This window comes from Gammaproteobacteria bacterium (genome assembly GCA_017999615.1).
Lineage (GTDB): Bacteria > Pseudomonadota > Gammaproteobacteria > JAABTG01 > JAABTG01 > JAGNLM01.
In genome coordinates this window covers 45,001-57,489 of record JAGNLM010000001.1, presented here as the reverse complement: position 1 = coordinate 57,489, position 12,489 = coordinate 45,001, and the positions used below count along the sequence as shown (strand labels likewise).

The window sequence follows — 12,489 nt, the reverse complement described above, 5'->3', positions numbered from 1 at the left end:
AGTAGCCCTCGGGGCTCGTCGTTCTTTCACCACAGAGACACAGAGGCACGGAGATCGATCGGGTCATTTCATTCACTCTGCGCCTCTGTGTCTCTGCGGTTCATCACTCCTGACTCCTGGCGACGCGCTCAGCGCAGGTGCGCCAGAATGGACACGATGCGCTCCTCCGACATCAGCACCGCCCCGTACGCGAGGAGGAGCCCGACGAAGCCGCCGAGGAAGAGCAGGATGCGCATGCGGTGCTGGTGGTCCTCCTCTGCGGTGGACACACGGGTGACGGAGCCGAGCACCGGGAGCTCGGTGAGCCCCCGGAAGCCGTCGCGACTGTAGATGGCCGGGCGGATCATGCCGACGAGCCAGGCGAGGCCGCCGCCGCTGCCGAGCCCGAGTGCGAGCACCACGCCGAGGAGCGCGGGCCGGTTGGGGCTCGTGGGCTTCAGCGGCACCCGCGGCGGGTCGACCACGTTGAACTGCACGTCCTCGGCGGTCTTGGAGGCCTGGTCGGACATGGCGAGCGACTCGCGGCGCTTGACCAGCTCCTGGTAGTTCTGCTGCTGGACGTCGTAGTCGCGATTGAGGCGCGCGAGCTCGGCCTCGACCTGGGGCACGGTGTTCACCAGGCGGGCGAGCTCCGTTTCGCGCTTGCGGTACTCCTCGACCCGGGCCTTCAGCGCGGCCGTCTCGGCGTCGGCCGCGCCGAGGGCGATCTTCAGCTGCTGGTACACGGGGTTCTCGTTCACCCGGTACTCGCCGGTCGCGGGGTTGATGGGCCGCAAGCGCGCGGCCTCGACCTCGCGCTCCTTGCGCAGGTCCGCGAGGAGCCGGCGGGTGGAGCTGACGTCCGGGTGGCGCTCGGTGTAGGAGAGGAGCAGCTGGTCGAGCTTCTCCTCCAGGATCTTGATGCGCCCGTCGACGGGGGTGCTGACCTCGACCGCCTGGGCCGTCGGCGGGCCGAGCCCGAAGGTGGGCTCGTCGCCCTCGATCTGCCGGCGCAGGGACTCGGCGCGCCGCTCGGTCTCCTGCAGCTGCAGCTCGGCCTCGCGGATCTGCGCCCGCACCGCCTCGCGCCGCTCGTAGTAGCCCGAGCCGTCGGAAGGCATCAACCCCATGTTGGCCTGCCGGAACTCCTTGACCCGGTTCTCGGCGGCCACCAGCCGAGCCTCGTACTCCTTGATCTGCTGGTCGATGAACTCCCGGGTCTTGGTGGTGTCCTTGCGGCTCATGCCGAGCGAGCGCTCCACCATGAGGTTCAGGAGCGCCTCGACCACCCGGGTCGCGAGCTGCGGGTCGGCGTTCTCGTAGGCGATCTCGAAGATGTTGTCGCGCTGGGTGCCGCCGATCTTGACGGTCTTCGCGAGGCCCTCCACCACCCCCTCCATCTCCTCGGGCGTCTTCGCCTTGAGGTCCATGTCGGCGGTGCGCGCGACCGCCTCCAGGTTCGGGCGGGTGAGGAGCGTGCGGCGCACCATCAGGATGGCCTCCTGGCGGGCGCTGGTCTCCACCGCGAGCCCCCGGAGCACCGGGCGCAGGAGCGACGAGGTGTCCAGGAACACCTTGGCGCTGACCTCGTACTTGTTCGGCATCAGCAGGACCGCCACCCACCCCACCAGGCAGACGACGGCCGCCGCGGCGAGCCCAACCCAGCGGTAGCGCCAGGCGGTGCGGAGGTGGGTTTCGAGCTGGGCGAGTAGTTCGTGCATGTCAGTCCGCCGTGGGTCGGCCGTCGATCAGGGCTCTGGGGCGCGCTCTAGCCAGGGCCGGCACCTAGAACCAGGACTCCGGGATGAGCAGCACGTCACCGGGCTGCACGGGGAGGTTCGCGTCGATGTCCCCGTCGCGCACGAGGTCGTCGAGGCGCACCAGGGTCTTCAGCCACTTGCCGTCCGCCGGGCGGCTGAGCACCGCCTTGTTGCCGTCGGCGAAGTCGGTGAGGCCGCCCACCGCGATCATCACGTCGAGGAGCGTCATGCCGGTGCGGTACGGCAGGGCCTGGGGCTCGGTCGCCTCGCCCACCACCCGGACCTGCTCGCTGTAGAGCCCGACGAAGCCGCCGGGCATGACGGTGACGAGCGGCTCCTTGATGTACTGGGAGAGCACCTGCTCCACCTCGCGGGCGAGCTGGGTCGGGGTCTTGCCCGCGGCCACCAGGTCCTCCACCAGCGGGGTGGAGAACTTGCCGTCGGGGCGCACGATGATCGAGCCTGGGGAGACCTCGGGGTTGCGCCAGACGAAGATGTTGAGGGAGTCGCCCGGGCCGATCTTGTACTCGTAGGCCTGGGGCTCTTCGCGGAACGCCGGGGCCACCTCCACCGGGACCGTCTCGCAGCCCGCCAGCACCAGCGCCGCCAGCGCGGCCAGCCAGTACCGCCCCCGATGCAATGCGTGTGTTCTCGTCATGTGGTCGTTCCTCGCTCGGAGCTCTTCCCTTTACCGCAAATCGTACTTCTTCACCAGGTCGTACAGGGTCGGTCGACTGACACCAAGTATATCAGCCGCTTGGGAAACATTCCCGTTGTAAAGTGCCAAGGCCCGCTCGATGGCCCGGCGCTCGGCCTCCTCGCGCACCTGGCGGAGGTTGAGCGGCATCGATTCCTCGGGGACCAGGAGCTCCAGGTCCTCCGCGGCGATGCGGTTGTTTTCGGCCATGATGACCGCGCGCTTGACCCGGTTCTCGAGCTCCCGGGCGTTGCCAGGCCAGGGGTAGGTCTCGATGGCGGCGAGCGCGTGCTCGGTGAAGCCCCGCAGCGAGCGGCCGTGGTCCCGTCCGAAGAGGTCGAGGAAGTGCCGGGCGAGGAGCACCGCGTCGCCCGTGCGCTCGCGCAGGGGCGGGATGCGCAGGGAGATCTCGCTCAGCCGGTAGTAGAGGTCTTCGCGGAAGCGCCCCTCCTCGATCAGGTGCCCCAGATCCTGGTGGGTGGCGCCGATGACCCGCACGTCGACCGGGATCTCCTCGCGCCCGCCGACCCGCTCGATCACCCGCTCCTGGAGGAAGCGCAGGAGCTTCGCCTGCAGGGACATGGGCAGGTCGCCGATCTCGTCGAGGAAGAGCGTGCCCTTGTGGGCGTATTCGATCTTGCCGAGGGTCTGCTTGGCCGCACCGGTGAACGCCCCCTTCTCGTAGCCGAAGAGCTCGCTCTCCAGCAGCGTCTCGGGGATGGCGGCACAGTTGATGGCGACGAAGCGCTGCTCGGCCCGGGGCGAGAGCCCGTGGAGCGCGCGGGCGAGGAGCTCCTTGCCGGTGCCGCTCTCGCCGAGGAGGAGCACGGTGGCGCTGGTCGGGGCGACCTTCTCCACCATCCGGCAGACCCGGGTCATCTCGCTGCTCGCCGCGATGATGCCGGCGAGCGGCGAGGGGCGCTCCTTGCGGGCGAGACGCCGGTTCTCCTCCTCCAACTCGAAGAGGTTGTAGGCACGGTCGACGATGAGCCCCAGCACCTCGGGGTCCACCGGCTTCTGGTAGAAGTCGTAGGCCCCGCGGCCCACCGCGCGGACCGCGTTGTCGCGGTCGTCGTTGCCGGTGACCACGATGACCTTGGTGTGGGGGGCGGCGGAGAGGATCTGGTCGAGCGCCTCGAGTCCCTCGGTGGCGTTGGCCGGGTCCGGGGGGAGCCCCAGATCGAGCGTGACCACAGGGGGCTCGTGCCGGCGCACCAGGTTCACCGCGCTCTCCCGGTCCTCGGCCACCAGCACCTCGTAGCCCTCGAAGTACCACCGGAGCTGGCTCTGCAGGCCAGGGTCGTCCTCGACGATGAGGAGGGTCCGGCGCTCCGGGGCGCCCCGGGGCGCGCCCGGGGGGGGTGTCTCGGGAGACGGCGCGGCGGCGGGCTTGCGGTGGGTGGCAGGCATCTTGGTTCCTCAGGCGGTGGCGGCGGCCGGCGGCCGCTCGTCCTCGCGGGTCAGCGGGAAGCGCAGGCGGAAGGTGGTGCCCTTGCCGGGGGCGCTCTCGACGTCGATGGTACCCCCGTGGGCGCGGACGAACTCGCGGGCCTCGTAGGCGCCGACGCCCATCCCCGCGTTGCCCTTGGTGGTGTCGAAGGGCTTGAACAGGCGCTCGCGGACGAAGTCCACGTCCATCCCGACGCCGTCGTCCTCGACCTCGATCAGGGCGGCGTCCGCCTCGCGGGCGAGCCGGAGGGTCACGTGCCCCTTCTTGCCGGTGGCCTCCTGGGCGTTCTGCACCAGGTGGCCCAGCACGGCCGCGAGGCGGTCGCGCTCGGCGAGGACGCGCAGGCCCTGGGCGTGGCTCTCCACCCGGGGCGCGGGCACGGTGCCGGAGCGCACCTTCGCCACCTCGGCGAGCACCTCGGCGAGGTCCACGGGCTGGGCCGGCTTCCACTGCAGGCGGTTCCGGCGCAGCTGTTCCAGCATGCGGTTCATCTTGGCGACCGCGTTGTCCACGGTGCGGATGGCGTCCTCGACGAAGGCCGGGTTCTGCAGGTGGCGCTTGGCGTTGGAGACCACGAGGGAGAGTTGGGCCACCAGGTTCTTGAGGTCGTGGACCACGAAGGCCGAGACGCGGTTGAAGGTCTCGAACTGGCGGGCGTCCGCGAGCTGCTCGGTCGCGCGCATGAGCGCGAGGTAGCTCGCGACCTGGCGGCCGACGGTCTTCAGGAGGTCGGTGTCCTCCCAGTTGAAGGTGAAGTGGGCCCGGGACTCGCTCAACACGATGAAGCCGAGGAGCGAGGGGCCCTGCAGGAGCGGCACCACGAGCCACGCGTGGGCCATGCTGGCGAGCCACTCGGGGAGCTCGAGGCCGGCGTAGAGCTCAGGCTCGCGGGCGCATTCGGTGAGGTCCACCACGAGCTCGCGGGTCTCGAGGAAGCGCGCGAGCGAGCCGCTCGCGGGCTCGCGGACGTCGCCCGGGTCCGGGAGGTGGTTGCGGGCCACGGGGCGGAAGGTCTCCGTCTCGTCGCACAGCCACAGGATCCCGCCCGTCGACTCGACGATCGCGGCGACCGCCTGGATGGCGTTCTCACGCAGCTCCTGCCCGGTGCGGGCGCCGGCGAGGGTGTGGATGAGGCGCAGCCACTCCTCGCGGTAGTCGTACTTGTACTCGAAGAAGTGGCGGTTGAGGAAGAGCTTCAGGCGCGCCCGCACCGCGCCGGAGAAGAGGAGGAGCGCGAGGAGCACCACCGCCCCGAAGAGGAACACCGCCTGGAGGGTCGTGCCCCACTCCCCGCCGTGGGCCCGGATGTAGTAGCCGGCCGCGGCCATGAGCAGGAGGTAGGCGCCCGCCCCCACCAGCGTCGCCGAGTGGAAGACGATGGTCTTGGAGGCGAAGATCGACACCGACCACTGGGCGTTGCGCTTGACCGCGACCGCGAGCAGCGGCACGACGAGGGCGTAGATGGCACCCCGGGCGGCCCAGATCGCGGGGTCGAGCCGGTGGAAGAGGAGCGCGTCGGCGTAGAGGTAGAAGTCGTAGGCGAAGGCCCCGCCGAGTCCCAGGCAGAGGAATTTGATCGCCCAGCGCCGGTCGACCGGGGTGTTGCGGTAGAGCTGCTCCACGAGGAGCAGCCCGCCGACCGGGAGCAGCACGTGGCCGGCGAGGAGCAGGTTCTCGAGCGCGTGCTCCGGGAGCCCGAGGGTCCCGGTGAGGCCGAGCGCGCCCAGAAGGGGCCCGGCCAGGGTGCCGAGGAGCGTGAGTGCCCCGAGGCCGTAGAGGCCGAGGGCGAGCCGCGGGAAACCCCGCGTCGGTGCGCCTGCGCCCCGGTAGCCGAGGAGCCGGGTGAGGAAGGCCAGCCAGGCGACGGTGCGCAGGGTCTCGAGCGCCTGCGCCCCGGGGCCGGGCTCGGTGCCGAAGAAGGCGTCCGCGGCGAGCAGCAGGAGCCACGCGGTGGTCAGGCCCGAGGCGGCGAGCAGCAGCCCGCCCTCGACCCGGCCGCGCCAGCCGATGGCGAGCAGGGCCGTGAGCGCCAGGAACAGCCCGGCGCCGAGCCCGTAGGAGAGAAGGGATACGAGGTCCAAAGGGTTCGGGATCAGGCCCTGCGCGCGTGCTCGGCTACCGGGCCCCCTGCCCGGAGAGGATCACCTGCACCGTCTGGAAGAGGATCGCCAGGTCCAGGAACAGGCTGTAGTTCTTGATGTAGTAGAGGTCGTACTGCAGCTTTTCCTTCGCGTCCCGCTCGGACGAGCCGTAGGGGTAACGCACCTGGGCCCAACCGGTGATGCCGGGGTCGACCCGGTGGCGGAGCGAGTAGTAGGGGATCTTGTGCTGCAGGTCCGTCACGAACTCCGGGCGCTCGGGGCGGGGACCGACGAAGCTCATGTCGCCCTGGAGCACGTTCCAGAGCTGGGGCAGCTCGTCGATGCGGACCTTGCGGATGAGGCCGCCGACGCGGGTCACCCGGGGGTCGTCCTTGGCGGCCCACTGGGCGCCGTGGCGCTCGGCGTCGGTGCGCATGCTGCGGAACTTGACGACCTTGAACAGGCGCCCGTTCCGCCCCACCCGGTCCTGCCGGTAGAAGACCGGCGCGCGCCACCCTTCCCCCAGCTTGATGGCAAGCGCCGTCCCGAGGGAGACCGGGAGCGTCACCAGCAGCATGCCGAGGCTCACCAGCACGTCGAAGAAGCGCTTCCCGGTGTTGCGCAGCACCGCGTGGCTGAAGCCGTCCAGGAACACGATGTGCACCGGCTGGAGCACGTCGAGGGGGATGGTCCCGGTCTGACGCTCGAAGAAGGTGAGGAGGTCGGTCACCCGGATCCCGCTCATCTTGCACTCGATGAGCTCGTCGATGGGGAAGTTGCTGCGCCGGTCGTCGAGCGCGATGACGATCTCCGAGACGCGGTAGCGCTCGGCGAGCTCAAGCAGGGTCGTTTCCACCTTGAGGAGCTTGCTGCGGGCGACGACGTCCTGCTCGAGGCGGGTGTGGACGTAGCCGACGATGGTGAGCCCGCGCCGGTCGGAGCGCCGGCGCAGGCGCTGCTCGATCAGGTTGGCCTGGGGCCCGGCGCCGAGGACCAGGATGCGGCGCTTGAACGCGTCGTGGTCGGCGAGCACGTAGTAAGCGAGGCGGACCACGACGATCGCGAGCGCACCGATGGCGAGCGAGGCGGCGAACGCGAGCGGGCCCATGTAGAGACTTGGGAAGGTGTAGTACATCAGCCCGAGCAGGAGTCCGCCGGCGAGGAGACTCGAGACCAGACGGATGGCGATGCCCTGGAGCCCGTCACGCAGACCGAGGTGGTAGAGGCCAGCCGCGCTCATCGTCGACAGGAAGATGACCGGGAAGAGGAGCGCGCGGGGCAGGAGCGGGTCGAGGACCGCATTGCCCGTGGGGAACCCCTGGTGGACGATGAGCCAGACCCCTGCGTAGACGGCCAGCGTGAGCAGGACCGCCTCGACCACCCCCAGCAGGAGCATGGGGGTGGGCACGTAGTGTCGGAAGATGCGGACCGTCATGGGCTCGTGACTGGGCTCTGGGGCTGGGCTCTGGGGCTGGCTCCCCCTGGGGGGCGCCGGTCGGCGCAGCGGTTGCGCCGGGGCGTGGCAGGCCGCGCGCCGCAGGCGCGGGGCCAGGGGGCTACGCGATCACGGGTGCTGCCGGTGAATCGGTGCTGCAGGTACCGCGCGTGTTACGGGTACCGCGGGTGTTACGGGGTGTATCGCCTGGGAAGTTGGCCCTGGGAAGTTGGCGCGCCCGGAGAGATTCGAACTCCCGACCACCTGGTTCGTAGCCAGGTACTCTATCCAGCTGAGCTACGGGCGCACGTCAGCGAACCGAAAGCTTGCCCGGCACCCCCCTTCACTGTCAAGGAAAGGGGTGGCGGAGAGAGAGGGATTCGAACCCTCGATGGAGCTTTTAACCCCATACTCCCTTAGCAGGGGAGCGCCTTCGACCGACTCGGCCATCTCTCCGCAGTCTACGGTCGCTAGGATAGCGAATGCCCCGGGGCCAGGGAAGGCCGGCAGGTCATTCGGCCACGTCGTCGGCCGGCTGGGACTTCTCCTGCTGGATGCGCTCGTAGATTTCCTCGCGGTGGACCGACACGTCCTTGGGGGCGTTCACCCCGATCCGGACCTGGTTGCCCTTGACCCCCAGGACCGTCACGGTCACTGCGTCCCCGATCATCAGCGTTTCGCCCACGCGCCGCGTCAAGATAAGCATGCTTCCCTCTCCTTAGATTGTGGCCGCGGGCGGCCGTCCCGTCCGGGGACTCCCCGCTGCGGCCTGTTCCATCCGACCACGCCCGCCCTCGGTGCGCATCCGCCCGAGGTGCAGGCGCGGCACTCCAACGCTGAGACCACGCCCCGCCGGCGTGGTTCGGGCACGCTACCGCCATGTCGCTCGCCGGGGTGACCGTGCCACTACGCCCTTAGCGGCGCCCCGACACGGCCCTTGACCCCCCGCAAGCATCCCGGCCCGACTCTTGCTAAAAGGCCTCCTCAGGCCGCTGCGTCCAGCCCGAATTCGGTGTGCAGGGCCCGTACCGCGAGCTCGAGGTATTTCTCGTCGATCACCACCGAGACCTTGATCTCGGAGGTGGAGATCATCTCGATGTTGATGCCCTCCCGGGCGAGCGCCCCGAACATGCGGCTGGCGATGCCGGCGTGGGAGCGCATGCCGACCCCGACCAGGGAGACCTTGACGATCTGCTTGTCGCCGAGGACCTCGCGGGCGCCGAGCTCCGCGGCGGTCTTCTCCAGCACCTTCCGGGCCTGCTCGTAGTCGTTGCGGTGCACCGTGAAGGTGAAGTCGGTGAGACCGTCCGCGCCCATGTTCTGGACGATCATGTCGATCTCGATGTTGGCCCGCCCGATGGGGGCCAGGATCTCGAAGGCCACGCCCGGGCGGTCGGGCACGCCGCGCAGGGTCAGCTTGGCCTCGTCGCGGCTGAAGGCGATCCCCGAAATGAGCGCGTGCTCCATGACTTCCTCCTCGGAGGTGATCAGGGTCCCCTCGCCCGCCTCGAACGAGGACAGGACCCGCAGGCGGACACCGTACTTGTGGGCGAACTCGACCGAGCGGATCTGCAGGACCTTGGCCCCGAGGCTCGCCATCTCGAGCATCTCCTCGAAGGTGATGCGGTCGAGGCGGCGGGCGCGGGGGACGATCCGCGGGTCGGTCGTGTAGACCCCGTCGACGTCGGTGTAGATCTGGCACTCGTCGGCCTTCAGGGCGGCGGCGAGCGCCACGGCGGTGGTATCGGAGCCGCCGCGGCCCAGGGTGGTGATGTTACCCTCCGCGTCCACGCCCTGGAACCCGGCCACCACCACGACCCGCCCCTCGTCCAGGTCCTTCAGGATCTTGCGGTGGTCGATCTCGAGGATGCGGGCCTTCGTGAAGGCGCTGTCCGTCAGGATGTGGACCTGGCCGCCGGTGTAGGAGCGCGCGGGGCAGTCGCGGCTCTCGAGCGCCATCGCGAGCAGCGCGATGGTCACCTGCTCGCCGGTGGAGAGCAGCACGTCGAGCTCGCGGGGGCTCGGCACCGGGTCGATGGCCCGGGCGAGATCGATGAGGCGGTTGGTCTCCCCGCTCATCGCCGAGACCACCACGACCACCCGGTGGCCCTCGCCCCGCACCGCCACCACCTTCTCCGCGACCGCGCGGATGCGGTCGAGGCTGCCGACGGAGGTACCACCGTACTTCTGGACGATCAGAGACATGGAAGCGTCTTTTCCCAAGGTGTTGCTTGTGGATGGAACCGCAGAGGCGCAGAGACCCAGAGGATGATCGGGTTGGGTTGTCGTGACTCCGAAGGGCGACGACAACCCTCTGATCGTTAATTCCCTCTGTGTCTCTGCGCCTCTGCGGTTTCCCCTTCAGCCGCCGAGCTGCTGCCGCACCCACCCGGGCACGGCCTGGAGCGCGGCCTCGAGCCGGCTCGGGTCGGTGCCGCCGGCCTGGGCCAGGTCGGGGCGCCCTCCCCCCTTGCCGCCCACCTGCTCGGCCACGAAGTTGACGAGCGGGCCGGCCTGCACGCGCCGGGTCGCGTCGGGACTGACGCCCGCCACCAACCGGACCTTGCCGTCCTCGACCGCGGCCAGCACCACGGCGGCGGTGCCGAGCTTGCCCTTCAGCTGGTCCACCATGTCCCGCAGGACCTTGGCGTCCCCCTGCTCGAGCTTCGCCGCGAGGACGCGCACGCCGGCCACGTCCACCGCCCGGGCGGTGAGCTCCCCGCCCTGGGCTGAGGCGAGCTTCGCCATCAGTCGCTCGACCTCCTTCTCGAGCTCGCGGGTGCGCGCCAGGACCTGGCTGACCCGCCCCTCGACGCCCTCGGCATCCGACTTGACCAGCCCCGCGACCCGCGCGAGCCGGGACTCGAGGCCCTCGACGTACTGGAGGGCGTTCATCCCGGTCAGCGCCTCGATGCGCCGGATCCCGGCCGCGATGCCGGTCTCGTAGAGGACCTTGAAGAGGCCGATGTCCCCGGCCCGGTGCACGTGGGTGCCGCCGCAGAGCTCGGTGGAGAAGTCCCCGAGGGTGAGCACCCGCACCTCCTCGCCGTACTTCTCGCCGAAGAGGGCCATGGCGCCCGCCTCGAGCGCGGCCTTGATCGGCATGAGCAGGGTCTCGGCCCCGCTGTTCGCCAGGATCTGCTCGTTCACCAGGCGCTCCACCTCGCGGAGCTGCTCCTCGCGCATGGGCTCGAAGTGCGAGAAGTCGAAGCGCAGGCGCCCGGGCTCCACGAGCGAGCCCTTCTGGGAGACGTGGTCCCCGAGTACCCGGCGCAGGGCGGCGTGCAGGAGGTGGGTCGCGGAGTGGTTGCGGGCGGTCGCGGCGCGGGCGGCGCCGTCGACCTCCGCCCTGACCTGCTGGCCGACCCGGACGACGCCCTCGGCGAGGGTGCCCGCGTGGAGGTGGGCCGCCCCTTCCTTCTGGGTGTCGCTGACGGTGAAGCGCCCGCCCGCCCACTCGAGGACGCCGCGGTCGCCCACCTGGCCGCCGGACTCCCCGTAGAAGGGGGTGCGGTCCAGCACCACCACGCCGGACTGGCCCGCAGTGAGGGAGTCCACCCGCTCGCCGGCAGCGTAGAGGTCCACGACCGTGCCCTCGTCGGAGAGGCGCTCGTAGCCCGTGAAGACCGTCTCGACGGTGGTGCCGAGCCCTTCGCCCCAGTGCCCCTCGAAGCGGCTCGCCGCGCGGGCGCGCTCCCTCTGGGCCTCCATCGCCTGCTCGAAGCCGGCCATGTCCACGCCGAGGCCGCGCTCCCGGGCCCAGTCGGCGGTGAGGTCCACGGGGAAGCCGAAGGTGTCGTAGAGCCGGAACACCGTCTCCCCGGGGATGACCTTGCCGGCGAGGCCGGCCACGTCGTGCTCGAGCACGCGCAGGCCCTGCTCCAGGGTCTCGGCGAAGCGCTCCTCCTCCTGGCGCAGGACCCGCTCCACCACGTCCTGGCGGCGCGGGAGCTCGGGGTAGGCCCCGCCCATGACCTCGGAGAGGGGTTGGACCAGGCGGTGGAAGAAGGTGTCGCGAAGGCCCAGGCGGTGCCCGTGGCGGATCGCGCGGCGAATGATCCGGCGCAGCACGTAGCCGCGGCCCTCGTTCGAGGGGACCACGCCGTCGCAGACCAGGAAGGCCGAGGAGCGGATGTGGTCGGCGATGACCCGCAGGCTCTTGTCCCCGGGGTCGGCGCTCCCGCCCACCTCGCCGACGAGGCCGGCCGCGGCTGCGATGAGGGGGATGAAGAGGTCGGTGTCGTAGTTGTTGTGCACGCCCTGCATCACGGCGGCGAGGCGCTCGAGGCCCATGCCCGTGTCGACCGAGGGCTTCGGGAGCGGGACCAGCTCGCCGTCCGGCTGGCGGTCGAACTGCATGAAGACCAGGTTCCAGATCTCGATGTAGCGGTCCCCGTCGGCCTCGGGGCTCCCCGGGGGGCCGCCCGCGATCTCGGGTCCGTGGTCGTAGAAGATCTCCGAGCAGGGCCCGCAGGGGCCCGTGTCGCCCATCTGCCAGAAGTTGTCGGCGGGCCCGCAGCGCGAGAAGCGGTTCGGGTCGGCCCCGATCTCCTTCAGCCAGATGTCCGCGGCCTCGTCGTCCTCTTCGAAGACGGTGACCCACAGGCGCCCGGCCGGGATCTCCAACTCGCGGGTGAGGAACTCCCAGGCGAAGCGGATGGCGTCGCGCTTGAAGTAGTCGCCGAAGCTGAAGTTGCCGAGCATCTCGAAGAAGGTGTGGTGCCGGGCGGTGTAGCCCACGTTCTCGAGGTCGTTGTGCTTGCCGCCCGCGCGCACGCAGCGCTGGCTCGAGGTGGCGCGCTTGTAGGGGCGCTCCTCCAGGCCGAGGAAAACCTCCTTGAACTGGTTCATCCCGGCGTTGGAGAAGAGCAGCGTGGGGTCGTTGCCGGGGATGAGGGAGCTGGAGGGCACCACCTCGTGTCCATGGCGGCGGAAGTACTCCAGGAACGCGGCGCGAAGGGCGGAGCTGCTGTACATCGTCGTATGGGTCCTCGGAGTGGGCCGGGTCAGCGCGCCGGCAGACGAGATCCTGCCGCAAGGGGTAGCGGCGTGCCAGCACCCCGATGGAGGGCCCGGGAGGTGGAGGG

Annotated in this window: 8 protein-coding genes and 2 tRNA genes; all 10 read right to left on the bottom strand. The window is 70.3% G+C overall.

The annotated features are described in order from the left end of the window. Positions 1 to 128: 128 nt before the first annotated feature. The 10 genes from KA217_00255 to alaS all read right to left on the bottom strand — a co-directional run bounded on the left by KA217_00255 (position 129) and on the right by alaS (position 12,379). Positions 129 to 1,700 carry a chain length-determining protein gene (locus KA217_00255; protein ID MBP7710886.1) on the bottom strand — a complete coding sequence of 524 codons (1,572 nt, stop codon included), beginning with the start codon at positions 1,698 to 1,700 and terminating at the stop codon, positions 129 to 131. 64 nt (positions 1,701 to 1,764) lie between these two features. Further along, positions 1,765 to 2,397: a polysaccharide export protein gene (locus KA217_00250; GenBank protein ID MBP7710885.1), complete on the bottom strand. Its 633-nt coding sequence runs from the start codon at positions 2,395 to 2,397 to the stop codon at positions 1,765 to 1,767. 30 nt (positions 2,398 to 2,427) lie between these two features. Further along, the gene (prsR, locus tag KA217_00245) at positions 2,428 to 3,846 is read right to left on the bottom strand and encodes a PEP-CTERM-box response regulator transcription factor (protein ID MBP7710884.1); all 1,419 of its coding nucleotides are present in this window, start codon (positions 3,844 to 3,846) and stop codon (positions 2,428 to 2,430) included. 9 nt (positions 3,847 to 3,855) lie between these two features. Next, positions 3,856 to 5,967, bottom strand: coding sequence for a PEP-CTERM system histidine kinase PrsK (prsK, locus tag KA217_00240; GenBank protein MBP7710883.1), 2,112 nt, complete (start codon positions 5,965 to 5,967; stop codon positions 3,856 to 3,858). A 34-nt stretch (positions 5,968 to 6,001) separates the two neighbouring features. Beyond that, on the bottom strand, positions 6,002 to 7,402 hold the full coding sequence (locus KA217_00235) for a TIGR03013 family PEP-CTERM/XrtA system glycosyltransferase (GenBank protein ID MBP7710882.1): 1,401 nt from the start codon (positions 7,400 to 7,402) through the stop codon (positions 6,002 to 6,004). A gap of 230 nt (positions 7,403 to 7,632) precedes the next feature. Further along, positions 7,633 to 7,709: transfer RNA gene (locus KA217_00230), tRNA-Arg, on the bottom strand. Positions 7,710 to 7,764: 55 nt separating this feature from the next. Continuing rightward, positions 7,765 to 7,858: transfer RNA gene (locus KA217_00225), tRNA-Ser, on the bottom strand. A 55-nt stretch (positions 7,859 to 7,913) separates the two neighbouring features. Continuing rightward, positions 7,914 to 8,108 carry a carbon storage regulator CsrA gene (csrA, locus tag KA217_00220; protein ID MBP7710881.1) on the bottom strand — a complete coding sequence of 65 codons (195 nt, stop codon included), beginning with the start codon at positions 8,106 to 8,108 and terminating at the stop codon, positions 7,914 to 7,916. 278 nt (positions 8,109 to 8,386) lie between these two features. Further along, positions 8,387 to 9,607 carry an aspartate kinase gene (locus KA217_00215; GenBank protein MBP7710880.1) on the bottom strand — a complete coding sequence of 407 codons (1,221 nt, stop codon included), beginning with the start codon at positions 9,605 to 9,607 and terminating at the stop codon, positions 8,387 to 8,389. Positions 9,608 to 9,763: 156 nt separating this feature from the next. Then, on the bottom strand, positions 9,764 to 12,379 hold the full coding sequence (alaS, locus tag KA217_00210; protein ID MBP7710879.1) for an alanine--tRNA ligase: 2,616 nt from the start codon (positions 12,377 to 12,379) through the stop codon (positions 9,764 to 9,766). Positions 12,380 to 12,489 lie beyond the last annotated feature (110 nt).

Excerpts from the sequence above, each read along its gene's own strand:
- alaS (MBP7710879.1), bottom strand. The coding sequence starts at position 12,379 with ATGTACAGCAGCTCCGCCCTTCGCGCCGCGTTCCTGGAGTACTTCCGC.
- prsR (MBP7710884.1), bottom strand. The coding sequence starts at position 3,846 with ATGCCTGCCACCCACCGCAAGCCCGCCGCCGCGCCGTCTCCCGAGACA.
- KA217_00235 (MBP7710882.1), bottom strand. The coding sequence starts at position 7,402 with ATGACGGTCCGCATCTTCCGACACTACGTGCCCACCCCCATGCTCCTG.
- KA217_00215 (MBP7710880.1), bottom strand. The coding sequence starts at position 9,607 with ATGTCTCTGATCGTCCAGAAGTACGGTGGTACCTCCGTCGGCAGCCTC.
- KA217_00255 (MBP7710886.1), bottom strand. The coding sequence starts at position 1,700 with ATGCACGAACTACTCGCCCAGCTCGAAACCCACCTCCGCACCGCCTGG.
- KA217_00250 (MBP7710885.1), bottom strand. The coding sequence starts at position 2,397 with ATGACGAGAACACACGCATTGCATCGGGGGCGGTACTGGCTGGCCGCG.
- csrA (MBP7710881.1), bottom strand. The coding sequence starts at position 8,108 with ATGCTTATCTTGACGCGGCGCGTGGGCGAAACGCTGATGATCGGGGAC.